At 63.5% G+C, this 24,468-nt stretch carries 24 protein-coding genes; 10 read left to right on the forward strand and 14 right to left on the reverse strand.

Features of this window, described 5'->3' with window-relative positions:
* Positions 1–63: 63 nt before the first annotated feature.
* The gene (gene typA, locus BPNPMPFG_RS20520; RefSeq protein ID WP_258590504.1) at positions 64–1,893 is read right to left on the reverse strand and encodes a translational GTPase TypA; all 1,830 of its coding nucleotides are present in this window, start codon (positions 1,891–1,893) and stop codon (positions 64–66) included.
* 197 nt (positions 1,894–2,090) lie between these two features.
* Here typA and BPNPMPFG_RS20525 point away from each other — a divergent pair, with 197 nt between their 5' ends.
* Positions 2,091–2,372, forward strand: coding sequence for a hypothetical protein (locus BPNPMPFG_RS20525; protein WP_258590505.1), 282 nt, complete (start codon positions 2,091–2,093; stop codon positions 2,370–2,372).
* 166 nt (positions 2,373–2,538) lie between these two features.
* Here BPNPMPFG_RS20525 and BPNPMPFG_RS20530 read toward each other — a convergent pair whose 3' ends face one another.
* Positions 2,539–4,113, reverse strand: coding sequence for an alkaline phosphatase D family protein (locus tag BPNPMPFG_RS20530; RefSeq protein WP_258590506.1), 1,575 nt, complete (start codon positions 4,111–4,113; stop codon positions 2,539–2,541).
* Between the two features lie 263 nt (positions 4,114–4,376).
* Entirely contained in the window at positions 4,377–5,660 is a 1,284-nt protein-coding gene (locus BPNPMPFG_RS20535) for an MFS transporter (RefSeq protein WP_258590507.1), read from the reverse strand.
* A gap of 71 nt (positions 5,661–5,731) precedes the next feature.
* Between BPNPMPFG_RS20535 and BPNPMPFG_RS20540 the strand changes: the two genes are divergently transcribed.
* Together BPNPMPFG_RS20540 and BPNPMPFG_RS20545 are read left to right on the forward strand one after the other, a co-directional pair.
* On the forward strand, positions 5,732–6,349 hold the full coding sequence (locus BPNPMPFG_RS20540) for a TetR/AcrR family transcriptional regulator (protein ID WP_258590508.1): 618 nt from the start codon (positions 5,732–5,734) through the stop codon (positions 6,347–6,349).
* A 44-nt stretch (positions 6,350–6,393) separates the two neighbouring features.
* Positions 6,394–6,987 carry a hypothetical protein gene (locus BPNPMPFG_RS20545; protein WP_258590509.1) on the forward strand — a complete coding sequence of 198 codons (594 nt, stop codon included), beginning with the start codon at positions 6,394–6,396 and terminating at the stop codon, positions 6,985–6,987.
* A gap of 248 nt (positions 6,988–7,235) precedes the next feature.
* Here BPNPMPFG_RS20545 and ppa read toward each other — a convergent pair whose 3' ends face one another.
* From ppa to BPNPMPFG_RS20575, 6 genes are all read right to left on the reverse strand, one after another.
* Entirely contained in the window at positions 7,236–7,769 is a 534-nt protein-coding gene (gene ppa / locus BPNPMPFG_RS20550; RefSeq protein WP_258590510.1) for an inorganic diphosphatase, read from the reverse strand.
* 111 nt (positions 7,770–7,880) lie between these two features.
* Complete coding sequence (locus BPNPMPFG_RS20555; protein ID WP_258590511.1) at positions 7,881–8,387, reverse strand: GNAT family N-acetyltransferase; 507 nt, start codon at positions 8,385–8,387, stop codon at positions 7,881–7,883.
* Positions 8,388–8,501: 114 nt separating this feature from the next.
* Positions 8,502–9,140 (reverse strand): TPM domain-containing protein, encoded by a 639-nt coding sequence (locus BPNPMPFG_RS20560; RefSeq protein ID WP_258590512.1) that lies wholly within the window; start codon positions 9,138–9,140, stop codon positions 8,502–8,504.
* A 9-nt stretch (positions 9,141–9,149) separates the two neighbouring features.
* The gene (locus BPNPMPFG_RS20565) at positions 9,150–10,010 is read right to left on the reverse strand and encodes a TPM domain-containing protein (RefSeq protein WP_258590513.1); all 861 of its coding nucleotides are present in this window, start codon (positions 10,008–10,010) and stop codon (positions 9,150–9,152) included.
* A gap of 4 nt (positions 10,011–10,014) precedes the next feature.
* Positions 10,015–10,863 (reverse strand): TPM domain-containing protein, encoded by an 849-nt coding sequence (locus BPNPMPFG_RS20570; RefSeq protein ID WP_258590514.1) that lies wholly within the window; start codon positions 10,861–10,863, stop codon positions 10,015–10,017.
* A 175-nt stretch (positions 10,864–11,038) separates the two neighbouring features.
* On the reverse strand, positions 11,039–11,677 hold the full coding sequence (locus BPNPMPFG_RS20575; RefSeq protein ID WP_258590515.1) for a LemA family protein: 639 nt from the start codon (positions 11,675–11,677) through the stop codon (positions 11,039–11,041).
* 162 nt (positions 11,678–11,839) lie between these two features.
* Between BPNPMPFG_RS20575 and BPNPMPFG_RS20580 the strand changes: the two genes are divergently transcribed.
* From BPNPMPFG_RS20580 to BPNPMPFG_RS20605, 6 genes are all read left to right on the forward strand, one after another.
* Entirely contained in the window at positions 11,840–12,091 is a 252-nt protein-coding gene (locus BPNPMPFG_RS20580) for a hypothetical protein (RefSeq protein ID WP_258590516.1), read from the forward strand.
* 13 nt (positions 12,092–12,104) lie between these two features.
* Positions 12,105–12,989 (forward strand): pyridoxal kinase PdxY, encoded by an 885-nt coding sequence (gene pdxY / locus BPNPMPFG_RS20585; RefSeq protein WP_258590517.1) that lies wholly within the window; start codon positions 12,105–12,107, stop codon positions 12,987–12,989.
* A complete protein-coding gene (locus tag BPNPMPFG_RS20590) occupies positions 12,986–13,756 on the forward strand; it encodes a DUF429 domain-containing protein (RefSeq protein WP_258590518.1) in 771 nt (256 codons plus the stop codon). The genes pdxY and BPNPMPFG_RS20590 overlap by 4 nt, the downstream gene beginning before the upstream one ends.
* A gap of 149 nt (positions 13,757–13,905) precedes the next feature.
* Complete coding sequence (locus tag BPNPMPFG_RS20595) at positions 13,906–14,550, forward strand: carbonic anhydrase (RefSeq protein ID WP_258596829.1); 645 nt, start codon at positions 13,906–13,908, stop codon at positions 14,548–14,550.
* Between the two features lie 65 nt (positions 14,551–14,615).
* Positions 14,616–15,032: a nuclear transport factor 2 family protein gene (locus BPNPMPFG_RS20600; RefSeq protein ID WP_258590519.1), complete on the forward strand. Its 417-nt coding sequence runs from the start codon at positions 14,616–14,618 to the stop codon at positions 15,030–15,032.
* Between the two features lie 117 nt (positions 15,033–15,149).
* Positions 15,150–17,204, forward strand: coding sequence for a M3 family metallopeptidase (locus BPNPMPFG_RS20605; RefSeq protein WP_258590520.1), 2,055 nt, complete (start codon positions 15,150–15,152; stop codon positions 17,202–17,204).
* 30 nt (positions 17,205–17,234) lie between these two features.
* Here BPNPMPFG_RS20605 and BPNPMPFG_RS20610 read toward each other — a convergent pair whose 3' ends face one another.
* The 5 genes from BPNPMPFG_RS20610 to BPNPMPFG_RS20630 form a co-directional block, all read right to left on the reverse strand.
* Positions 17,235–18,335, reverse strand: a complete 1,101-nt coding sequence (locus BPNPMPFG_RS20610; protein WP_258590521.1) for an ISAs1 family transposase — start codon at positions 18,333–18,335, stop codon at positions 17,235–17,237.
* 66 nt (positions 18,336–18,401) lie between these two features.
* Entirely contained in the window at positions 18,402–19,931 is a 1,530-nt protein-coding gene (locus BPNPMPFG_RS20615; RefSeq protein ID WP_258590522.1) for a M81 family metallopeptidase, read from the reverse strand.
* Positions 19,932–20,082: 151 nt separating this feature from the next.
* Complete coding sequence (locus tag BPNPMPFG_RS20620; protein WP_056586028.1) at positions 20,083–20,907, reverse strand: carbohydrate ABC transporter permease; 825 nt, start codon at positions 20,905–20,907, stop codon at positions 20,083–20,085.
* Positions 20,908–20,918: 11 nt separating this feature from the next.
* A complete protein-coding gene (locus BPNPMPFG_RS20625; protein ID WP_258590523.1) occupies positions 20,919–21,788 on the reverse strand; it encodes a carbohydrate ABC transporter permease in 870 nt (289 codons plus the stop codon).
* A gap of 456 nt (positions 21,789–22,244) precedes the next feature.
* A complete protein-coding gene (locus BPNPMPFG_RS20630) occupies positions 22,245–23,477 on the reverse strand; it encodes an ABC transporter substrate-binding protein (protein ID WP_258590524.1) in 1,233 nt (410 codons plus the stop codon).
* 183 nt (positions 23,478–23,660) lie between these two features.
* On the opposite strand from BPNPMPFG_RS20630, the gene BPNPMPFG_RS20635 reads away from it, so the two are divergent.
* Positions 23,661–24,467 carry an SDR family oxidoreductase gene (locus BPNPMPFG_RS20635; protein ID WP_258590525.1) on the forward strand — a complete coding sequence of 269 codons (807 nt, stop codon included), beginning with the start codon at positions 23,661–23,663 and terminating at the stop codon, positions 24,465–24,467.
* Position 24,468 lies beyond the last annotated feature (1 nt).

The following is a 24,468-nucleotide window of genomic DNA, read 5'->3' on the forward strand; positions in this document are numbered from 1 at the left end:
ATGAAGAGAGGGGCGAAGCCCATATGTGCTCCGCCCCTCTCAACTGTCGGAAAATAGAGAAGATTACGCCGCGCCGACCGCCTTGGCCGACTTCTCGAAACGCTTGCGCTCGTTCGGGTCGAGATAGAGCTTGCGCAGGCGGATCGTCTTCGGCGTCACCTCGACCAGTTCGTCGTCCTGGATCCAGGCCAGAGCCTTCTCCAGCGTCATGCGGATCGGCGGGGTGAGCTTCACCGCCTCATCCTTGCCGGCGGCGCGGATGTTGGTCAGCTTCTTGCCCTTCAGCACGTTGACTTCGAGGTCGTTGTCCCTGCTGTGGATGCCGATGATCATGCCCTGATAGACCTTGACGCCGGGATCGATGACCATTGGGCCGCGGTCTTCCAGGTTCCACATGGCGTAGGCCACCGCCTCGCCCTGCTCGTTGGAGATCAGCACGCCATTGGTACGGCCCGGCAATTCGCCCTTGTAGGGCTCATAGGCATGGAACAGCCGGTTCATCACGGCGGTGCCGCGCGTGTCGGTCAACAGTTCCGACTGATAGCCGATCAGGCCGCGCGTCGGCGCGTGGAAGACGATGCGCTGGCGGTTGCCGCCCGACGGGCGCAGCTCGACCATCTCGGCCTTGCGCTCCGACATCTTCTGCACGACGATGCCGGCGTGCTCCTCGTCGACGTCGATAACGACTTCCTCGACCGGCTCCAGCAATTCGCCGTTTTCGCCCTTCTGCATGACGACGCGCGGACGCGACACGGCGATCTCGAAACCCTCGCGGCGCATCGTCTCGATCAGCACGGCCAGCTGCAATTCGCCGCGGCCGGAGACGAAGAACGAATCCTTGTCGGGCGATTCCTCGATCTTCAGCGCGACATTGCCTTCGGCTTCGCGCAGCAAACGGTCGCGGATGACGCGGCTGGTCACCTTGTCGCCTTCGGTGCCGGCCAGCGGTGAATCGTTGACGAGGAAGGACATGGTCACGGTCGGCGGATCGATCGGCTGCGCATGCAGCGGCTCGGTCACGGACGGGTCGCAGAACGTGTCGGCGACGGTGCCCTTCGACAGGCCGGCAATGGCGACGATATCACCCGCCTGGGCTTCCTCGATCGGCTGGCGCTCGAGCCCGCGGAAGGCGAGAATCTTGGAAATACGGCCGGTTTCGACCAGCGTACCATCATGGTGCAGCACCTTGACCGGCTGGTTGGACTTCAGCGTGCCGGACTCGATGCGGCCGGTGATGATGCGGCCGAGGAAGGGATTGGCTTCCAGGATGGTGCCGATCATGCGGAACGGGCCGGGATGCACGGTCGGCGCCGGCACATGCTTGATGACCAGGTCGAACAGCGGCGCCAGGCCCTGGTCCTTGGGGCCTTCCGGATTTTCCGAGACCCAGCCATCGCGACCCGAGCCGTAGAGGATCGGGAAGTCGAGCTGCTCGTCGGTGGCGTCGAGTGCCGCGAACAGGTCGAACACCTCATTGACCACCTCGACATGGCGCGCGTCCGGACGGTCGATCTTGTTGATGACGACGATCGGCTTCAGGCCGACCTTGAGGGCCTTGCCGACGACGAACTTGGTCTGCGGCATCGGCCCCTCGGCGGCATCGACCAGCACGATGGCCGAATCCACCATCGACAGGATGCGCTCGACCTCGCCGCCGAAATCGGCGTGGCCGGGCGTGTCGACGATGTTGATGCGGGTGTCCTTCCAGTCGACCGAGGTCGCCTTGGCCAGGATGGTGATGCCGCGTTCCTTTTCGAGGTCGTTGGAATCCATGGCGCGCTCGGCGACGCGCTGATTGTCGCGGAAGGAGCCGGATTGCCGCAGCAATTGATCGACAAGGGTGGTTTTTCCATGGTCGACGTGCGCGATGATCGCGATATTACGGATTTTCATGTTCTGGTCTCGGAAGCGTTGCAGGCAGCAGGCCAAAAGGCGCTGCCTCTTTCGGTTGCGCGGCTCATACAGGGTTTTTCGCAGTTGCGAAAGAGGAGGCGCGACACCAAATACTCATCAAATCTTAAGCATCTGCGTGTGAGATGATTTTGTTAACCAAGGCGGGAACCTTTCGGGGCCCGGGCAGTTCGAACGTCATGACCGATAAACTCAACCGATTCTGGCCGCTCATCGCGTCCGTTGCCTTTGCCGTCCTGCTGGCGGCCAACGCCGCGCAGTCGGCTGCGACGCAGAAGGAGGCACGGCCTGCCTTGTCGTCCGATGCGCCATCGGCTGAACAGGTCTTCGCCGACGCGCCCGACGGCGTCGACCCGATGGTGACCGGCCCGGTCAGCACCGCCTTCAAGCAAAGGCAGGACGCCGCCAACTGCGACACCGCCGTCTGGCCGAATATCCCGATGGTCTGCTACCCGGACTGATCGCGCTTACCCTCCCCCTTGTGGGGAGGGTCGATCCGCGAAGCGGAGCGGGGTGGGGGTCTCCCCACGCCGGCGCCTCACCCCCACCCCGTCTCGCCAGCTTCGCTTTGCGAAGCCGCCTCGCCGACCCTCCCCACAAGGGGGAGGGTGAACGGGCCTCAGCCCCTTACGCCGGCCGCACCGGGTCGAGCGTGACCTTGTAGAGTTCATTGTCGTCGCGATCCATCAGCCGCACCGTCATTTGCTCGCTGGCGCCGCTGATATCGACCAAACCGAAGAATTGCAGGCCGGCCGACGGCGGCAGGTTCTGGCCTTGCTCGGCGGTCGGCGCCTTGATGAATTTCAGCTCCGGACCGAAGGTCATGTCGAAATCGTTCGGGCCGAACGTACCGGCATGGATCGGACCCGAGACGAATTCCCAGAACGGATTGAAATCCTGGAACTGCGCCTTGTCGGGATTGTAGTGGTGCGCGGCGGTGTAATGCACGTCGGCGGTCAGCCAGACGGTGTTGCTGACGCCGGCATTCTTGATGAAGCGCAGCAGATCGGCGATCTCGAGCTCGCGCCCCTTGGCCGGGCCGTTGTCGCCGTTGCTGACCGCTTCCGCGCCCGCCTTCTTGGCCGCGTCGTCCCAGACGACGAGGCCGAGCGGCATATCGGCGGCGATGATCTTCCAGGTCGCCTTGGAGTTGGCCAGCTCCCGCTTCAGCCATTTCGTCTGCTGTTCGCCGAGCATGCGCGATTGCGGCGTCATCTCGTCCTGCATGTCCGGACCATTGGGGCCGCGATAGGACCGCATGTCGAGGAAGAACACGTCGAGCAGCGGCCCGTAGGCGATTTTCCGATAGACGCGGCCGGGCTCGGACGGTTCGTAACGGATCGTCGTCATCTCATGGAAGGCGCGCGCCGCGCGGGCCGCCAGCACATGGATGGATTTTTCCGTGTAGCGGTTGTCGGCGCTCAGATCCTTCGAATCCGACCAGTTGTTCAGCACCTCGTGGTCGTCCCACTGGTAGAAGGTCGGGCAGATGGCGCTCAAGCCGAGCACGTGTCTGTCCATCATGTTGTATTTCCACTGGTCGCGGTATTCGTCCAGCGTTTCGGCGACCTTGCGCTTGCCGTCGATCAGCACGACGTTCTTCCACTTGCCGCCACCGGGCAGGTCGACCTCGTCCTTCATGGCGCCGTCGGCATAGATGGTGTCGCCCGAATGCAGGAAGAAATCGGGCGTGTGCTTGCCGATCGTGGCGTAGGTCTTCATGCCGGTCTCGTCGATGCCCCAGCCCTGGCCGGCGGTGTCACCCGACCAGGCGAACTTGATGTCGCGCCTGGAAGCGGGCGCGGTGCGGAAGCGGCCGGTGATCGGCTCGGAAACGGCGTTGATGTCGGCCAGATCGGCTGCCGTCATGCGATAGAAGATATCCTGGTCGGAGGCGAGATCGGTGAGCAGCCGCTTGACCGTATAGTCGCTGGCCGGCGAGGTATCGAGCGGCGCCAGACGGACAGCGTTGGCGAAATTCTCCGTCGACGACACTTCGAACATGACGCGCGACGGACGGTCGGTACGCGTCCACACCATGCCGCTGGTGGCGTCGACATCGCCTGACTGGACGCCATGGGTGAAGGCCGGCCGCTGACTGGCGCGGGAGTAATAGGGCAGCGCCAAGCCTGAGGCGCCGAGGAGACCGGCTGCACTGGCGGAGGTGACGAAGGCGCGGCGGGTCACGGAAAGCTTGTTCATGGCTGTCTCCTGGGTGGCTTGAACGGTGCCACCAAGGTCCAGCGTCAATGTTTCAGGCGCATCTCGAAACCATGAAGTTTTGATAACAACCACCCTCTTCCTTCTCCCCTTGAGGGAGAAGGAAGATCGGCGCGATAGCGCCGAGACGGTTGAGGGGTGCTGGACGGAATGAGGCGTTTGCGTTCCCTGGAACACCCCTCATCCGACCGAGCTTCGCTCGGTCACCTTCTCCCGCAAGAGGAGAAGGAGAGCAGCGCCTCTTCTTACGCCGCCTGAGGCTCCGGATCGAACGCCGGCCGGCTGGTGTTGATCAGCAGCGAGATGCAGGCAGCGGCGATTGCCGTCATGCCGGCGATCAGGAAGGCCAGCTCATAATTGCCCTGCAGCTCGCGCATGGTGCCGCCGAAGGCCGCGGCGGTGGCTGCGCCGATCTGATGGCCGGCGACGATCCAGCCGAACACTATCGGGCCGCTGCGGTCGCCGAATGCCTCGTTGGCGAGCCGCAGCGTCGGCGGCACGGTGGCGATCCAGTCGAGACCGTAGAGCACGGCGAAGATGATCAGGCTGGTCGCCGAGAAGCCTGAATAGGGCAGATAGATCAGCGACAGGCCGCGGATGCCGTAGTAGACGCCGAGCAGCTTGCGCGGGTCGTAGCGGTCGGTGAGCCAGCCCGACAGCGTCGTGCCGATCAGGTCGAAGATGCCCATCATCGACAGCAGGCCGGCGGCCTGCACCTCGCCGATGCCCATGTCGCCGCAAAACGCGATCAGATGCGTGCCGACCAGCCCGTTGGTGGTGAAGCCGCAGACGAAGAAGGTGGCGAACAGGTACCAGAACACCCGCGTGCGGGCGGCACGGCGCAGCGTCGAGAACGTATGCGCGAGAAAATTGCCCTGTGATGCGGGCGGAGCCGGCGGCACGTCGTCGGCCTCGGCGCCATAGCGCACCATCCCGATCGAAGCTGGCCGCTCCGGCACCAGCAGCCAGACCAGCGGTATCAGGGCCGCGGTGGCGATCGCGACAGCGATGACAACCGGCTTCCAGCCACCCGACTGCGCCAACGCAGCGATCAGCGGCAGAAACACCAGCATGCCGGAAGCGCTGGACGCCGACATTAGCCCCATGACAAGGCCGCGATTGGTCTTGAACCAGCGGTTGACGATGGTGGCGCCGAGCACGCTGGCGACGGCGCCGGACCCAATGCCCGAGAACACGCCCCAAGTGATGAACAGATGCCAGGGCTTGGTCATCAGCAGGCTGAGGGCTGTCGAGCCCGACATCACCACCAGCGAGGCAAGCAGCGTGCGACGAAGCCCGATCCGCTCCATCAAGGCCGCGGCAAAAGGACCAGTCAGGCCATAGAGCAAGATGCCGATGCCGGCAGCCAGCGAGATGACGTCGCGCCGCCAGCCGAAACTGTTCTCGAGCGGCAGCATCATGACGGCCGGCGCGGAACGCAGGCCGGCCGCAACGAGCAGGCAGAGAAAGATGACGCCGACCACGACGAAAGCGTAGCGCTGGCCAAACGGACGGGATTGAGCTATCATGTTACTGACCGGTACGTTGCAGATGCGGCAGGTATACGTACCGATCGGTAACATTGTCAATCGAGTTACACATGCCAACGGACAAAAATATTGAACTGACCATCAGCGACGGTCATGCTTCGGCGCCGCCGAAGGCCGCGAAGAAAATCCTCGATGTGGCATACGACCTGTTCTACCGGCGCGGCATCCGGGCGATCGGCGTCGACGAAATCGTCAAACGCGCCGGTGTCACCAAGCCCAGCCTCTATCGCAGCTTTCCGTCTAAGGACGAGTTGGCAGCTTCCTATCTCAGGCAATACGACCTGGAATACTGGGAGCGTTTCGACGAGGCGGTCGCCGCCCATCCCGGCGATCCGCGCGCGCAGATCAAGGCGTTCCTGACCCGCATCGGCAAGCGCACGCAAGTGGCGGACTATCGCGGCTGCGGCATGACCAATGCGGCGGTGGAATATCCCGAACACAGTCACCCGGCGCGCGTGGTCAGCGAGGCCAACAAGCAGGAGCTGCGCCGCCGGCTGCGCGCCATGGCGGTTGCCATGGGCGCGCACGATGCCGATACGTTGGGCGACGGCCTGCTGCTCCTGATCGAGGGCGCCTATATCAGCGGCCAGCTGTTCGGGCTCGGCGGCCCGGCGCAGTCGGTCGCCCGCAACGCCGACCTGCTGATCGAAGCGAGCTTGAAGAAATAGCGTTTGGCGCTACGCTGCGATGGCCTGCAACGGAGCTGATCGCCATGCGTGCCATTCTGATCCCGCTTGCCCTTGCCGGCCTGTGTCAAGCGGCCCATGCCGACGGCATCTCAAGCGCCTATAGCGATCTCGACTGGAAGAAGGACTGCGTGACCTACGCGCAGGCTGAGGAAGGCGACGGCGACTGGGCCGATCTCACATGTTCGGGCTATCGCGGCTATCCCGTGCTGGTCGCCTATGACGACGCCCGTGAATCGCTGTTCTATGGCTTTCCGCCCGGCGGCGACATGACTTCGGCCTGGGAGAGTTTTTCAAGCTTCAATTCGTCCGGAGCCAAGATCGAATGGCGCATCGAAACCAAGGGCGACAGGGCCGTGCCCTTTGCCGTCATCCACCGCCGCTCGATCAGCAATCCCGACGACCAGAACAAGCCGACAGAGGTGCTGCTCGTCGCCAAGGTCGGCCAGATGGACGGCCGCGACGGCTGCACGATCGGCCTGGTGCTGGCCACCGGCAATCCCACCGCCAACGATCAGGCGCGAAAACTCGCCGACGAGAAAGCACGGACGTTCGCCTGCGGGAAGGACAAGCACACCGTCATCGGCAACGTGCCGGCTTTCGGCCGGGTTGATAACTGAGGGCGAATCGTTGGCTAACGATCGTCGGCCCGCGCTGCCCCTCATTGCCCTGCCGGGCATTTCTCCCCGTATAGTGACGGGGAGAAAGATGCCGTCATCGCGGCTTTCGCCAATTACATACGCTACAGGAAGGGGAGCCAAGGCTGAGGCTACTCCCTTCTCCCCGTCACTATACGGGGAGAAGGTGCCGGCAGGCGGATGAGGGGCGGCGCTACGTGGGAGTTCGCTCGCAAACTCCGTATGGCGGCTTACTTGCTCTTCTTCGCCCGCTCGATCGCGTCGACGATCATCTTCTTGGCATATTTGGAATCGTGCCAGCCCTCGATCTTGACCCATTTGCCGGGCTCGAGATCCTTGTAGTGCTCGAAGAAGTGCTGCACCTGCTGGCGCGTGATGTCGGGCAGATGCGTGTATTCGGTGACGTTCTCGTAGCGCAGCGTCAGCTTCGGTGACGGCACGGCGATCACCTTCTCGTCCTGGCCGGCATTGTCTTCCATCACCAGCACGCCGATCGGCCGCACATTGATGACGCAGCCCGGCACCAAGGCACGGGTGTTGCAGACCAGCACGTCGATCGGATCGCCGTCGCCCGACAGCGTGTGCGGCACGAAGCCGTAATTGCCGGGATAGCGCATCGAAGTGTGCAGGAAGCGGTCGACGAACAGCGTGCCGGCTTCCTTGTCCATCTCGTACTTGATCGGCTCGCCGCCGATCGGCACCTCGATGATGACGTTGATGTCCTCAGGCGGATTCTTTCCGATGGCTATGGCTTCAATGCGCATGGCTTTGTCCCTCTTTCGATAGAAGATCGATAGCGGGCGCTGCGGCGCGGCGCAATGCGGCGAATGGCGCTGGGCACGATCGGAAGATGCAATGACAGAAATGCCGGGCTGTCACTCCCAGACGAAGGCAACCTTTTTCAGCGCCTTCTGCTCGAAGATCTCGACGCCCTCGGCGACGTCGCGGCCACCGGCGCCGGCATAGAAGGCGAGCGCGTTCTGGTTGTCCTCCAGCGCCCACACCACCATGCCCTTCAGCCCGTGATCGGCCAGCCGCGCCCTGGCTGCCGCGAACAGGCGGCTGCCGAGCCCGATGCCCTGATATTCCGGGCGCAGGTACAATTCGTAGATTTCGCCTTGCTGCCGCAACTCGCGGGCGCGGTTCTTGCCGATCGTCGCATAGCCGGCGATCTTGCCGCCGATCTCGACGACCAGCACGGTGGCGGCCCGGCGAATGGCATTCGCCCACCAGTCGGCGCCCCGGCGGTTGATCATCGATGTCAGCGTGCGATGCGGAATGATGCCGGAATAGGCGCCGCGCCAGGCCTGCAGATGCACCTCGGCGATGGCACCAGCGTCGCGTGGTTCGGCCTTGCGGATGTCGATCGTCAGCGTATTCATGATTTGTTAACCATAAACCCGCATCGGACGATTGCAAGAGTCGGCGCGGCCCGCCGTCCGCTTTCTCACAGACGATCATGGCACCGGTGATGTGCCTTCGAATTCTCCGGAAGCTCAGATCTCGACGAGATGGTCGTCCAGCTCGTTGGTGTCGCCCGGCGTGACCGGGAAATGCTCGGCCAGCACCGCCCCCGCCGCCTCGATCGCCTTGACGAAGCCGTCGGCCAGACGATCGTCGCCGGCATGCGCGGTCAAGTCGCGCACGACGCCATCCCAGACATGCTGGCCGACCTTGGCGTCGATGCCTGAGTCGGCGACCACCTCGGCGTAACGCTCGGCGATCGAGACGAAGACCAGCACGCCGGTGCGCGCCGTGGTGCGATGGACATTGCGGGCGAGGAACTGCTTGACCGCATTGGCGTGCGCCGCCTGATAGCGCATCCGCCTCGGCACCAGATGGATGCGCAGGCCGGGCAGCGCCCACAACAAGGCCAGCACACAGGCCAGCGCCAGCAGCTGGGCGATGACGAAATGCGGCAGCCGGATCGACAGCCACCAGGCCTCCAGCCCATAGCCGACGGCGAGGCTGACGATCAGCATGCCTGCCGTCGCCATGAAGGCGGCCGGGAAGAAATAGCCGGCGCTGGCATGCGCCACGACGCAGTAGATCTCGCCATCGGTTTTTGATTCGGCGGTTCGGATCGCGGCGGCGATGCGCTCATGATCTTGCGGGCTGATCGGTCGTGTTGCCATGATCTTCTCTCACCAGCTTCCTGAAGAACCGCCGCCACCGGACGAACCGCCGCCGCCGGAAAACCCGCCGCCGCTGCTCGAACCGGACGACCAGCCGCTGCCCGACGACGAACCCGTTGTCCAGCCTCTGCCCGAGGATCCGCTCGGCCCTTGGCCATAGCGAAACGTCATGCCCAGCCATTTGTACACGCCCGGCGACAGCTTTGTGCCGACCATCGGCGGCAGGAACGCCATCGCCATCCCGCCGAAGAATATCGTCGCCCACAGGATCAGGAACACCGCGACGATTGGGTCGATGGCAGCGGCATGGGGCTGGTTGCGCTCGCTCCGCGCCACCAGCTCCTGCGGATTGCCTTCCAGCACCATGACCATGTCGTCGACGGCCTTGGCTATGCCGCCAGAGAAATCGCCGGCGCGGAACGCCGGCACCATGTCGTTTTCGATGATCAGCTTGGTGTGCAGGTCGGTCAGCGTGCCTTCCAGCCCGTAGCCGACCTCGATGCGCATCTTGTGGTCGTTCCTGGCCACCAGCAAAAGCACGCCATTGTCCTCGCCGGCATGGCCGAGCTTCCAGAAGCGGAACAGCCGGTTGGCGTAAGGCTCGATCTCCTCGCCATCGAGGCTATCGATGGTGGCGACGACGATCTGATCTGAGCCCTTTGTCTCGAAATCAGCGAGTTTTTGCGTCAGCGCCGCCTTGGTGGCGGGGTCGATGATGCCGGCATTGTCGACGACACGGCCGGTCAGGGCGGGCAGGTCGGCGGCGAAGGCGGTGAAACAGGAGAGAAGTGCCGCCAGAGCGATCAGGGCAAGCCGGGTCGCTGGGGCGATGCGGCCCGGTCTCACCAGGCTGATGGTGCGTCTCGTCATGTCGTCACCAGCCTCCCGAAGAGCCGCCGCCGCCGGACGAACCGCCGCCGCCGGAAAAGCCGCCACCGCCGCCACCCGAAGACCAGCCGCCGCCAGAACTTCCCGATGACCAGCCGCCGCCGGAGGACCGCCGACTTGGCTCGAAGGTCATGCCAAGCCAGCGATAGCGGCCGGGACCGAGCTTCTGGCCGAAGATCGGCGGCAGGACGGACACTGCGATGCTGCCGAAGAAGATGATCGCCCAGATGCCGATGAAGACGGCGAAGAACAGATTGTCGGTGTTGACAGGCGGCTGCTGGTTGCGCTCGCCCCGCGCCACCAGCTCCTCCGGATTGCCTTCCAGCACCATGACCATGTCGTCGACGGCCTTGGCTATGCCGCCGGAGAAATCGCCGGCACGGAACGCCGGCACCATGTCGTTTTCGATGATCAGCCTGGTGTGCAGGTCGGTCAGCGTGCCTTCCAGCCCATAGCCGACCTCGATGCGCATCTTGTGGTCGTTCTTGGCCACCAGCAGCAGGACGCCGTTGTTTTCCTTCGCCTGGCCGAGTTTCCAGAAGCGGAACAGCCGGTTGGCATAGGGCTCGATCTCCTCGCCATCGAGGCTGGGAATCGTGGCGACGACGATCTGGTCGGAACCTTTTGTCTCGAAGTCGGCGAGTTTTTGCGTCAGCGCTGCCTTGGCGGCGGGGTCGATGATGCCGGCATTGTCGACGACACGGCCCGTCAGGGCGGGCAGGTCGGCGGCGAAGGCGGTGAGAGGGAGGAAGAGAAAGCTTAGGATGGCATACAGTAAGGCCAGGCTGGCGATCTTTCGCGCCCCCCTCTGTCCTGCCGGACATCTCCCCCTCAAGTGGGGAGATTGGCAGTTTCGTTGACCGCGCCATCTATCCAACAGGGATTGGCGAGGCCGTTGCCGACAGCCGATCTCCCCCCTTGAGGGGGAGATGTCCGGTAGGACAGAGGGGGGTGGGGACACGCCTGCGGTCCGTCTTGTCGCAAAGAACAGCTTAGCCGAATTTCGCCGCTCACCCGCCCTGCTTGGCGCCGAAATCGACCTTCGGCGTCTGCAGCTTGTCGTCGTCGATGGTGAAGTTTGCGAAGGGCTGATTGCCGCGGAACCAGAAGGTCGCCCACAGCACCGACGGGAAGGTCTTCAGCGTCAGATTGTAGTCCCGCACCGCCTGGATGTAGTCGCGCCGCGCCACCGCGATGCGGTTTTCGGTGCCTTCGAGCTGCGCCTGCAGCGCCAGAAAATTCTGGTTGGCCTTGAGGTCCGGGTAATTCTCGACCACGGCCAGGAGCCGCGACAATGCGCTGGTCAGGCCGGCCTGGCTGTCCTGGAACTTCTTGAAGGCCTCGGGGTCGTTCAGCGTTTCCGGCGTCACGGTTATCTGCGTTGCCTTGGCGCGCGCCTCGACCACCGCGTCGAGCGTGTCCTTCTCGTGCGAGGCATAGCCCTTGACCGTCGCGACCAGGTTGGGGATCAGGTCGGCGCGGCGCTGATACTGGTTCAGCACCTCGCTCCATGCCGCCTTGGCGTTTTCCTCCGCCGTCGGGATGGTGTTGTAGCCGCAGCCGGCAAGCAGCGGCAGCACGATCGCCATCATCAGGAAGGCAGGCAGCGTGCGGAACATGGACGGTGGAGCAAGGCGCTGGGCAAACATGATGGGATCCCTCGGTAGAAGTTGCATGCGAAGCATTACCACAATCAGCGCGCAAGAAAATGATCCCACCGGTGGGACTTGCCTGGCACGCTCGGTGCCGTTGCAAGGCCCTGTGATTGGCTGCGCGAACGCGATAAGATCCGATCGAAACGGGACATCATCATGGCGGAACGCCACGACAGCGACAGCGAATCGCGCCGCATCCTCGAACGCATCGCGCGCGAGACGGACCCTGCGGGCAATTCGTTCGTGGCGCGGAGCGCCAAAGGCGTGCGCGACCACGTCACCGCGGCCGATGCCGATCGTGCGGACCCGATCGAAATCTGGGGCACCCGCATCGGCCGCACACTCGGCCTGCTGCTGACGCTGGGCCTGATGGTCTGGCTCGTGCTTTACATCATCCGGGGCAGTTAGGAATCAAGGAACAATGAGCGCCGAACAAACTGACGCGCCGCGTGCGGTCATCGTCATTTCCAGCCATGTCGCGCGCGGTTCGGTCGGCAACCGTGCCGCTGTCTTCGCGCTGGAGACGCTGGGCTTTCCGGTGTGGGCGGTGCCCACGGTCATCCTGCCCTGGCATCCAGGCCATGGGCGAGCGACGCGCATCGTGCCGCCGCTCGACCAGTTCAAGGCGCTGATGGCCGATCTCGAGCGCGCGCCATGGCTGGGTGAGGTCGGCGCCGTGCTGTCGGGCTATCTCGGCGAGGCCGGCCAGGCCGAGGCCGTCGCCTCGCTGGTCGCTGCGGTGAAAGTCAGGACGCCTGATGCTGTCTATATCTGCGATCCGGTGATGGGTGATTCGGGTGGCCTCTATGTGCCCGAGCCGACCGCCGCCGCCATGCGCGACCGGCTGATGCCGATCGCCGACATCGCCACTCCCAACCGCTACGAACTGGAATGGATGGCCGGCGCGCCGTTGCCCGACCTCAAATCGGTGATCGCGGCGGCTCTCCATGCCGGCCCATCGACCATGCTGGTGACCTCGGCGCCCTCGATGATGACCGGCGGCACCGGCAATCTGCTGCTCGACGGCAACCAGGTGCTGCTGGCCGAGCACCGCCTGATCGACAAGCCGCCGAATGGTCTGGGCGACCTGACGGCAGCCATCTACCTGGCGCGCATCCTGTCCGGCCAGCCGGCGATCAAGGCGCTGCAATCGACCACGGCGGCGGTCTACGAGATCCTGGCGCGCACGGCCAAGCGCGGCGGCGACGAGTTACAGCTCGAAACCGATGCGCAAAGCCTGTCGCACCCAATGGCGATGGTGCAGCTTCGCCACCTCACGCATCCGGGGCGGGACCGCCGGGCGTGACCTCGGCCAACTTGGTGCTTGTCGGCGCCGATGGCTGCAAGGCCGGCTGGGTCGCCGTTCGGCGCGCTCACTGCTCGGCGCCTTCGGTTGATGTCTTCGCCAGCTTCGGCGCATTGCTTGCGGCCAATCCCGATGATGCGGTCATCGCCGTCGACATGCCGATCGGCCTGCCCGAGTTTTCGCAAAAGGGCGGGCGCGGACCGGAGGCGTTGGTGCGGCCACTGCTCGGAGCACGCCAATCCAGCGTCTTTTCGATCCCTTCCCGCGCCGCGCTCTATGCCGATACGGGTGACTTCACCACCATCGAGGCCTGGTACGCCGCGCATCGCCGGGCAAGCGAGGTGGCCAAGACCACATCCGACCCGCCGCGCGGCGTTTCGATCCAGGCATTTGGCATTTTTTCGAAGATCCGCGAGATCGACGCGCTGCTGATCGCGCATCCCGAATTGCGCGGCGGCGTCTTCGAATCGCATCCGGAAGTCGCTTTCTGCCGGCTGAATGGCGACCAGGCCATGCAACTGCCGAAGAAGATCAAGGGCGGCATCAATCCGGCCGGCATGGCGGAACGCAAGGCGCTGCTCTGCCGGCATGGCTATGAAATGGACTTTCTCGATCGGGCACCGCCGCGCGGTGCCGCCGCCGATGATTTTCTCGACGCAGCAGCGATGATGCTGATCGCCGGTCGCATCGCCGGCGGTGAGGCGCGGCCCTTTCCCGACCCGCCGGGCCGTGACGGTTTTGGCATCCCCGTCGCCATCTGGGCATAATCTGAAAGCTCGAGCCATGCATCTTGCATGGCGATTGCCGGGCAGCCATCTGCAATTCGTCATTGCCCGCGACCGGCTTTTGCCGTTAGAGGCTCTTTAGACCGCAACGAGCTGCCGCATCCAACCCGGAAAGGCTCCAGATGCCGCCCATGCCCCATCTCCCCGAACACCTTCTCGCCGGCTACCGCAATTTCATGAACGGCCGCTATCTCACCGAGAGCGGGCGCTATCGCGAACTCGCCCGCGAAGGCCAGGCGCCGGAGACGATGATCGTCGCCTGCTGCGACTCCCGCGCGGCACCCGAAGCGATCTTCGACGCCGGACCGGGCGAGCTCTTCGTGCTGCGCAATGTCGGCAATCTGGTGCCGCCCTACGCGCCGGACGGCGAATTCCATTCGACCTCGGCCGCACTCGAATTCGCCGTGCAAAGCCTCAAGGTCAAGAACATCGTCGTCATGGGCCATGGCCGCTGCGGCGGCATCCGCGCCGCACTCGACCCGGCGGCCGTACCGCTGTCGCCCGGCGACTTCATCGGCAAATGGATGAGCCTGATCGCTCCCGCCGCCGAAACCGTGTCCTCCAGCACCTTCATGACCGCGACGGAGCGCCAGACCGCGCTGGAGCGCATCTCGATCCGCTATTCCATCGCCAATCTGAGAACCTTTCCGTGCGTCTCGATCCTCGAGGGCAAGGGGCGGCTGTCGCTGCACGGCGCCTGGTTCGACATCTCCACCGGCGAACTCTGGGTGATGAACAAGGAGACCGGCGATTTCGAACGGCCGGAGATCGCGTAGAGCATGACCCGGAGAGAACGGTTTCCGAGCAGGATCATGGTCAGGCAACAGGATGGAGGCAGCACTTGGTGGGAGATTGCCGTTCGGTCGCTTTCATTGCGGCAGCATTGCTGTTTTCGATCATTCCTGTCCGTGCCGACGACAGCGCCATCATCAGCCGCTGGTATTCGGCGCTGCTGGTGGCTGACCGCACCGAACTGTCCGACCTTCTCGCCGACGACGTCCGCATAAAACTGGAGGACCTCGGCATCGTGCAGAGCAAGCAGGAATTCATCGCCTCGATCGATGAATGGCAAGGCGCCGTCGCCGGTGCTGCGATCCGGCACCGGATCGAGAAGAGCGAAGGCGGCGTCATCACCGTGACCGCCTGCTATGATTTTCCCGACAATGACATGCTGATGCAGGAAACCTTCGCGGTGACCGACAATCGCATCACCGCCAGCTCGCAAGCGGCAATCGCCGAAAACTGCGACGGCTACTGACGAAAACCTGACCGGAGCCGCTGTTGCGTGCGGCAAACCAGCGCCCTACATCGGTACCAACCCACTCTGCCTGCCTTCACCTGCGCCCTGCCTGCCTTCGCTAGAGAAAGACTGTCCATGCCTTCCACAACAACCGTCGACCTCGCCACCCATCCGCTGACCGCGTGGCAAGGGCCGCTCAGCCTGCCCGATTTTGCCCATATCGGCGACGACGACTTCTCTGCGGTCTTCGACGCGGCATTGAAGGCGCATGACGCCGAAATCGAAGCGATCGCCGGCAACAAGGATGCGCCGACCATCGAAAACACGCTTCAGGCGCTGGAGCTCGCCGGCGAAGCGCTCGACCGTGTCTCCTCGATCTTCTGGTGCCGCGCCGGCGCCCACACCAACGAGGCGATCCAGGCTCTGGAGCGCGACATCTCGCCGAAGATGTCCAGGCATTTCTCGGCGATCTCGATGAACGAAAAACTGTTTGCCCGCATCGATGACCTCTACCAGCGCCGCGAGAGCCTGGGGCTCGACGCCGAAACCCTGCGGGTGCTGGAGAAGACCTGGAAGGGCTTCGTCCGTTCCGGCGCCAAGCTCGATGCCGACGGCAAGAAGCGGCTGGCAAAGATCAGCGAGGACCTCTCCTCGCTCGGCACCAGCTTCGGCCAGAACGTGCTTGCCGACGAGCGCGACTGGGCGCTTTTCCTAGACGAGGCCGACCTTGCCGGCCTGCCGGATTTTTTGAAGAGCTCGATGGCCGAGGCCGCCGAAATGCGCGGCCAGAAGGGGCGCTATGCGGTGACGCTGTCGCGTTCGATCTATGAGCCGTTCTCGACCTTCTCCGAACGCCGCGACCTGCGCGAGATCGCCTTCCGCGCCTTTACCATGCGCGGCCAGAATGGCGGCGCCACCGACAACACATCCGTGGTGCGCGACATGCTGAAGCTGCGCGCCGAAAAGGCAAGGCTGCTCGGCTACGGCTCCTTCGCCGCGCTGAAGCTCGACGACACCATGGCCAAGACGCCGAAGGCGGTGCATGCACTGCTCGATCCGGTCTGGGAAAAGGCGCTGGAGAAGGCAGCAAGCGACCAGAGCGAGCTGCAGCGGCTGGCGACGGAATCCGGCAGCAACGAAAAATTCGCCGCCTGGGACTGGCGCTTCTACCAGGAGAAGCTGCGCGCGGAAAAATTCGCCTTCGACGAGGCCGAGCTGAAGCCTTACCTGCAACTGGACCGGATCATCGAAGCCTGCTTCGACGTGGCAACCAAACTGTTCGGCATCACCTTCGAAGAGAAAAACGGCATTGCCGCCTGGCACCCCGACGCGCGCGTATTCGCCGTGAAAAATGCCGACGGCAGCGAGCGCGGCCTGTTCCTCGCCGATTACTTCGCGCGACCGTCAAAGCGCTCCGGCGCCTGGATGAGTGCGCTGCAATCCGGCTATCATCTCGGCCACGGCTCGAAACCGGTGATCTACAACGTCATGAACTTCGCCAAGCCGCCGGCGGGCGAGCCGGCGCTGCTGTCCGTCGACGAGGCGAAAACGCTGTTCCACGAGTTCGGCCATGCCTTGCACGGCATGCTGACCGACGTCACCTGGCCGTCCGTCGCCGGCACCTCGGTCAGCCGCGATTTCGTCGAATTGCCCTCGCAGCTCTACGAACACTGGCTGACCGTGCCGGCGGTGCTGGAAAAGCACGCGCTGCATGTCAAGACCGGCAAGCCGATGCCGAAGGCGCTGCTCGACAAAATGCTGGCCGCGCGGACTTTTGGCGCAGGCTTTGCAACGGTCGAATTCACTGCCTCTGCCCTGATCGACATGGCCTATCACGCGCGGCCAGACGCGCCTGAAGCGCCGCTTCGTTTCGAAGCCGAAACGCTTGAGAAACTGCATATGCCGGACACCATCGCTATGCGCCATCGCACCCCGCATTTCGGCCATGTGTTCTCCGGCGACGGCTATTCGGCCGGCTATTACTCCTACATGTGGTCGGAAGTGCTCGACGCCGACGCCTTCGCCGCCTTCGAGGAGACCGGCGACCCCTTCAACCCGGCGCTGGCCGAGCGGCTGCGCAAGAACATCTACGCCGCCGGCGGCTCGAAGGATCCCGAAGAGCTCTACACGGCGTTTCGCGGCAAGATGCCGTCGCCCGAAGCGATGATGGTGAAGCGCGGCCTGGTATGATTCAGCCGATCTCCCCCCTCGTGGGCAGGGCTATCGCATATGAGTAAAGAGCTGGAAGAAGAAGTCTTTGTTCCATCTGGCTCTGCGCATTTTGCTTGCGATGGGTTTGTCGAGAGGATGGGCTTGCAAGATGTTTTGCGCGAGGCGTCTGATGACGGCGAGGTTTTGCGGGGCGTTGTCCTTGCGGGAGCGAGCGTCGTCCTCATGGAAGACGACGTCGAGGCTCCAATGCAACTGGTTCTCGATTGTCCAATGTGCTCTGAGCGTCTCGGCCAGTCTTTTGGGGGTAAGCACTTTGGAGAGCGCGACATAGCGCACGGAGGTACTGGATTTGCCGCCTGCCACGCTGCGAGAGGCCTCAATGCGTCCGATCGCCTTGAGGCCGGGAAAGCCCGGCAGGTCGAGCAGCCGCTTGAGCGGCAGGACCGAAGCCCTTCGCGTCTCGGTGCGGCCATGCGCGCTGTCGCTGGTCTCAAAGAACGCGATCTCGCCGGCTTGGGCGAAGCTTCGTTCGGCCGCGGCAAACAGCTTGGGACGATTGGGCTTCAGCCCCAGCGCATAATGCGCCTTCTTGCCGATCAGCGCCTTGGCGGTGTCGGGGCGGCAGTGCAGCGCATCGGCCGTCACTGTACAGCCCTTCAAATCCAAGCTCTTCAGAAGATCCAGCGTGGCTTTGACCTCGTCGCCCTCAGGCGCGCGGGCAGCGGCAATCGACAGCCTCGTCTCGGCGTCCCACACGCTCACCATCAAAGGTGGCATGAAAGCCCGCCCCTTCGCATAGCCGCGCCGCAACGCCTTGCCGTCGACGGCCACCACGCCGCGTGGCGGCGAAAGTCCGAGCGTTTGGCGCAGCGCCGCCATGAAGCTGGCAAAGCTGCGCGCAAGCTCATCGGCATCGAGAAGTCGAAACACCCGGCTGAACGTGTCGTGGCTCGGACAGCCATGCTCCAGCACCACGATCTCTTTCAGCTCTTCTTCCTGACCCTCGACGAAATCGGCAATATCCACGCAGCTTTTGGCGCCGCACAACGTCGCAGCCAAGGCCAAAAACAGAAGCTCCGCCAGATCATGACGCGCGTTGACGTCACGCGGGTCTTGTACTTCCCGCAAAATCGAAAGCAGCAATGGCATTGGGCCTCTCCTTCAAAGACAAAGCCCCTAAAGAATCAACCTTTCCACAGTCCGCAAGACCTACTTTTACTCAAATGCGATTCCCCTGCCCTCGTGGGGGAGATTGGCAGCGTCGCCGTCCGCAGTCTTCCACGGATCAGCCACCCGCGGCCAGATTGGCCGCGTCAGCTTGATGTAATTGGTCACCGCCGGATTGCTGGGATACGAACTCGGCGCCGAGACATAGATGATCTCGGCAGCGATCGGCTCGAAGCCGGCATAGAAATGATTGGTCGACTTGATCAGCAGGATGTCCTTGGCCAGCGGATCGACGCCGAGATTGACGAAGATATCCGGTTCGAAGGTCTGGGTGCGATTGGTGTTGAGGATGATGTCGACCTCGGTGCCTTCGATACGGACCAGCGCTGTCGGCCCGAGCGTCACCCGGCTTGGCCCGAAACTTTGCCAGCCCTCTGGAACCGCTTTCAGCACCCGCACCCGCGCGTCGATCGGCTCGCCGGCCTGCGGCCCGGCCTTGCCGCCGAAGCGCAGGTCGATGACGGCGCCTTCCCCTGCCGCCAGGCAGAAGGTCACCGCGATCGGATCCCAGATCGTCGCCACGCCGATAGAGTTCAAGCCGCGCGCCAGCATCTGGCGCAGCACGATGGTGCCGTCGCCGGGCACACCACCGCCCGGATTGTCCCAGATATCGGCAATGACCACCGGCTTGCCCGGATTTTCAGCGCGCACCGCAAGCGCCCGATCGATGCCGTCGGCGGCGCTCAGCATCGTCATCGCCGTCTTTTCGCGCAGCGCGTAGAGTTCGCGTCCCAGCCGCTCCGCCAGTGCGTCGCCCCTGGCCTTGTCATTGTCGGTGACGACCAGGATGCGCGTGCCCATTTCGGCCACGTCGGCGGCCATGAAGCCGTGGATGACGGAGACCGACAGCACGCCGTCCTTGCCGTGCAGCGCCTTGATGCGGTCGACGAAGGAGCGCATCGGCTCGCGGCTGGTCGGCAGCACCTGGATCATGCGGCAGTCGAAAGTCGAGATGACCGGCTTGATCTCGCCGCGCGCGGCGGCAAGGCCAAGCTCGACGACATGTTCGCCGCGCTCGTAGAAATCGGTGTGCGGGAATTCGAGGAAGAAAGCGAGAATGTCGGACGCCGCGACGCGCTTCGGTGTCAAATGGCTGTGCGGGTCGAGCTCCACCGCGATCACCACTTCCGGTCCCACCATGTTGCGGACGCGTTCGAGCAGATCGCCTTCGCAATCGTCATAGCCTTGCGCCACCATGGCGCCATGCAGGCCGAGAATGACGGCATCGACCGGCAGCGCCTCTTTGAGCTGGCCCAGAATCTCGTCGCGCAGCGCCTCGTAGGTCTGCCGCTGCACCAGGCCGCCCGGCTCGGCCCAGGTGGCCGTGCCCTCGATGACGGTCAGCCCTTCGGCGGCCGCGCGCCGGCGCAGGGCGACCATCGGCGATGAGCACAGCGTCGGCGTCTCCGGATGCTTACCCGGCCCGGCATAGAAGGCCATCTCGAATGAGGCCCGGTCGGTCGGCACCGGCGAGAAGGTGTTGGTTTCCGTCGCCAGCGAGGCGGTGAAGATACGCATTTGAGGAGTTCCGCTTCGCTCTGATCAGATCCAGACCATTTGGGTCGGGCGTTTAGACGAATTCGCCGGGCCTGACGACTGCGGCACAAGCGACAGGCCGGACACATGTTTGTGCGACATCAAAAACTCCGTCTGGCCTCAGCTCGGCCAGCTATTTGACCGCCCCGAGCGCCAGCCCTCTGACGAGGTAGCGCTGCAGCCAGATGAACAGGATGGCCACCGGCAAGGTCGCCAGCAGCGTGGCGGCCATGACGTGGTGCCATTCGATAGTGTAGCGGCCGGCGACCAGCGAAAACACCTGGATCGGCAAGGTGTAGCTCTCCTGGCTGCGCAGCATGGTCAGCGCCACGACGAATTCGTTCCAGGCATTGATGAAGGTGAAGATCGCCGTCACTGCGATCGCCGGCAGGCAGAGCGGCAGGAACACCTTGCGCAAGGTCAGCCAGCGGCCGGCACCTTCCATCCAGGCCGCCTCCTCGAGGTCGCGCGGAATGGTGTCGAAATAGCTTTGCAGCATCCACACGGTGAAGGCGACATTGAAGGCCATGTAGATGAAGCCGAGCGCTGTCGTGCTCTCGACCAGGCCCCAGGCCGCCATCAGCCGGAACAGGCCGAGCACCAGCACGATTGGCGAGATCATCTGCGAGATCAGCAGGAACTGCCGCAAGGCGCCGTAGCCGGCAAAGCGGAAGCGCGACATCGCATAGGCCGCCGGAACCGAGATCAGGATGGCGCCGACGGTGGCGATAACAGACACGTAGAGCGAATTGAGCAGCGCCTGGCCGAAGCCGGTCGCCACCCACATATCGGAAAAATTCGACCAGCGGAACTCGCTCGGCCACCAAGTTGGCGACAGCACCTCCTGCCGTGGCTTGACGGCGGTCAGGAACATCACGGCGAAGGGAAAGATCGTCACCACGATCAGCGGCGCCAGCAGCAGCCAGGCAATGATCGAACGCTTCAGCTTGCCCGTCATGAGCCTATTTGTCATGCGCGCTGCTCCCGCATCGCCAGCCGCACATAGATCATGGTGAAGACCAGCAATATGGCGAACATCACCAGCGACACCGCCGATGCCTCGCCCAGTTTGCCGATGCGGAAGGCCAGCTTGTAGAGATGGGTGACCAGGATGTCGGTCGAGTTGGCCGGCCCGCCCTGCGTCATCACCCAGATGATCGGGAAGGAATTGAAGACGTAGATGGTGTTGAGCACGATGGCGATGTTGATGAACGGCTTCAGCAGCGGAAAGGTGATCTCGCGGAACTGCTGCAGCGGTGTCGCTCCTTCGAGCGCCGCCGCCTCGTAGAGGTCGTCCGGGATCGACGACAGGCCGCCAAGGAAGATCGTCGTCGTGAACGGCACTGTCACCAGGATGCCGATCAGCACCTGCATCGGAAAGGCGGTCTCGGCGCTCGCCAGCCACTGGATGTTGTGGTCGATGAGGCCGAGGCCGATCAGCGCCGAGTTCAGCATGCCGCTTTCGCCGCTCAATGCCCAGCGCCAGACCACCGCGGTCATGGTCAGCGACACCGCCCAGGGCAGCATGATGATGACACGGGCGATGCCGCGGCCGTAGAAATCGGTGTTGAGGATCATCGCCACCGGGATTGACAGCAGCAGCGCGCCGCCGACGACCAGCACCGTCCACTGGCCGGTGCGCCAGAGTGCGGCCGTGAAATCGGGATCAGCAAGAAGTGCCGCGAAATTGGCGAAGTCGTTGAATTCGCGAAGCTGGCCGAAGCGGTTCACCTCATGCGTCGAAATCTGGATCAGGTCCCAGACCGGCCAGAAGATGACGACAGCCGCCAGGAACAGGCTGGGCAAGGTCAGGAGATAGGGCAAGAAGCGATTTTGCATCGGCTAGGCTGTACCGTGTTTGCGGTGGACATCAGTGGTGCTGGCTTGCCAGCTTAGCTCTCGCCTCGTTCTTTCCCAGGACATAGCTTCAGGATTTGAACTTCCTGCGGCGTTTGCGTTGCCCCTCACCTGCCTGCCGGCATCCTCTCCCCGTATAGTGACGGGGAGAGGGCTCGCTCTCATTGACGCTTTCGCAAGTCTCCAAAGTGGCAAGAAATGTGCGAGGTTGCGGCCAGCCCCTTTCTCCCCGTCGCTATACGGGGAGAAATGCCCGGCAGGGCAATGAGGGGCGGCGCTGACATCGACGATCTGTCCTTTGTCTGAGGTGATGTCCTGTGGTTCTTCCGCAACTTCGGACGGAAAACCACTACGCACTTTCTGGAACTTACGAAGACCGGGAAAAGTGTGGCGCGCCCCGCCTGAGTGGGGCGCGCCACGGGCGCAGGGAGATACGCCCTATTTCTTCAGCACTGCATTGGCCTTGGCCGCCGCATCCTTCAACCCTGCCTCGGGGTCGCCGCCGAGGTAGATCTTCTGCATCGCGTCGGAGGTGATCTGGGCGACCTCCTCCCAACCCGGAATGACCGGCGCGAAGCGGGCGTCGGGCAGCAGCGCGGTGAACGCTGCCAGGTCGGCATTGTTGACGTAGTAGTCCATCTTGGCTTCTTCCTTGTTCACCGGCAGGAAACCTTCGCCCTGCGTGAACTTGGCGCGCTGCTCCTTGGTGAACAGGAAATCGAGCAGCTTCCAGGCCTCGTCCTTGTTCTTGGAATTCTTGAACATGATCATGGAATCGGTCACGCCATAGGTGCCGCGCGCGCCGGTCGGTCCGGCCGGAATGGCCGCCACGCCATATTTCAGCTTCGGCGCCTCGTCCTTGATCTGGTTGGACAGGAAGGGTGCGGTGATCATCATGCCGACCTTGCCCTGCTTGAACAGGTTCTGCACGTCCTCGCGGTTGTTGGAAGTGACGCCCGGCTCGGTCAGGCCTTCGTCGATCATCGACTTGTAGAGCTTGGCCGCTTCAAGTGCGCCCGGCGTGCCAAGGCCGGAGGTGCCGTCCTTGTTGAGGATCTCGGTGCCTTGGGACCACATCGCATAATAGTAATAAACGTCGGTCTCGATCTCCTTGCCCTGCAAGCCGAAACCGAAAGTGCCGGAACCGAGTGCCTTGATCTTGCGCGCGTCTTCCTGCAGCTCGGTCCAGGTTGCCGGAGGCTTGGCGATACCGGCTTTCTCGAACAGCTCCTTGTTGTAATACATGGCGCGCGCCGAGGCGGCGATCGGCAGGCCGTAGGTCTTGCCGTTCATGATCGACGGCGACAGGAAGGTGTCGATGAAGCGGCCCTTGAAGTCAGGCGTGATGTAGCTGTCGAGCGGCTGGGCGACATCCTGCTGGACGAAGTCGATCAACCAGCGCGTGCCGATGATCGACAGGTCGGCATTGGTGCCGGCGGTGATGTCGGTGGTCAGCTTCTGCAACAGCACATCCCATGGCACTACCTCGAACTTGACGGTGATGCCGGGATTGGCCGCCTCGAATTCCTTCTTGACGTCGGCGAAATAGGGGGCAGTCTTGGCGCTGTACTCGGCAACGGTGACGCGCACCTCGCCCGCATTCGCCTGTGCCGCAAATGCCAGCATGCTCATTCCGGCCATCAGGCCGACTGTCCATTTTCCAAGGCTCATTTGATTGTCTCCCATTTTGATTTTGCGCCAGCGCGCCTCTTCGCTGCTGGAGCAGAAGATTTATGTGACTTTCCTACATTATCGATCATTTGAAGGCTTGCAAGCAGATTATTCTGTTGCTTAATTACATTTCGTGGACTAGGCCTGACACGACCCGTCCAAGCTTCCGGAGGATGACGCACGGTGGTTTCGCAAGCCAAGTTCGAAGGCAGGGCCAAGTTCGAAGGCAGGCCCGAGTTCGAAGGCAAGACTGTCGTGGTGACGGGTGCTGGCGGCGGCCTCGGCACAGCCATCGTGGCGCTGATGGCGCAAAGGGGCGCCAGGGTCGTGGGCTGCGACCAGTCCAGCGAGGCGCTGAACAGCCCGCACCTTGCCTCCCGCCATGTCTTCGATCTTGTCGACCGCGCTGCGATCGAAGCGGCGATCGCCGCGATCCTCGACAGGGACGGCGTGCCCGACATTCTCATCAACAATGCCGGCTGGACGCGCGCCGAGACGCTTTCCGCGCTCAACCCCGACAGGATAGAGCAGGAACTCGACCTCAACCTGACCGGCGTGATGATGTTCGCCGATCCGCTGGTCAAGGCGATGGCCGACCGCGGCTCCGGCAGCATGGTTTTCATCTCCTCGGTCAATGCCATCGCCCATTTCGGCAACCCAGCCTATGCGGCTGCCAAGGCCGGCATCAACGCCTATGCCAAGGCGATCGCCGTCGAACTCGGCCGCAGCGGCTTGCGCGCCAATGTCGTCTGCCCCGGATCGATCCGGACCGCCGCCTGGGACCATCGCCTTGCCAAGGATCCCGAAATCCTCGGCAAGCTGCAGCGGCTCTATCCGCTCGGCCGCATCGTCAACGCCTCGGAGGTCGCGGAAGCGGTGGCCTTCCTTGCCTCCGATCGCGCATCGGGCATAACAGGCGTGGTGATGCCGGTGGACGCGGGGCTGACGGCCGGCTGCCTGCCATTCATCGACGACATATTGGGAGCCTGAC

Source organism: Mesorhizobium sp. AR07 (assembly GCF_024746815.1).
Taxonomy (GTDB): domain Bacteria; phylum Pseudomonadota; class Alphaproteobacteria; order Rhizobiales; family Rhizobiaceae; genus Mesorhizobium.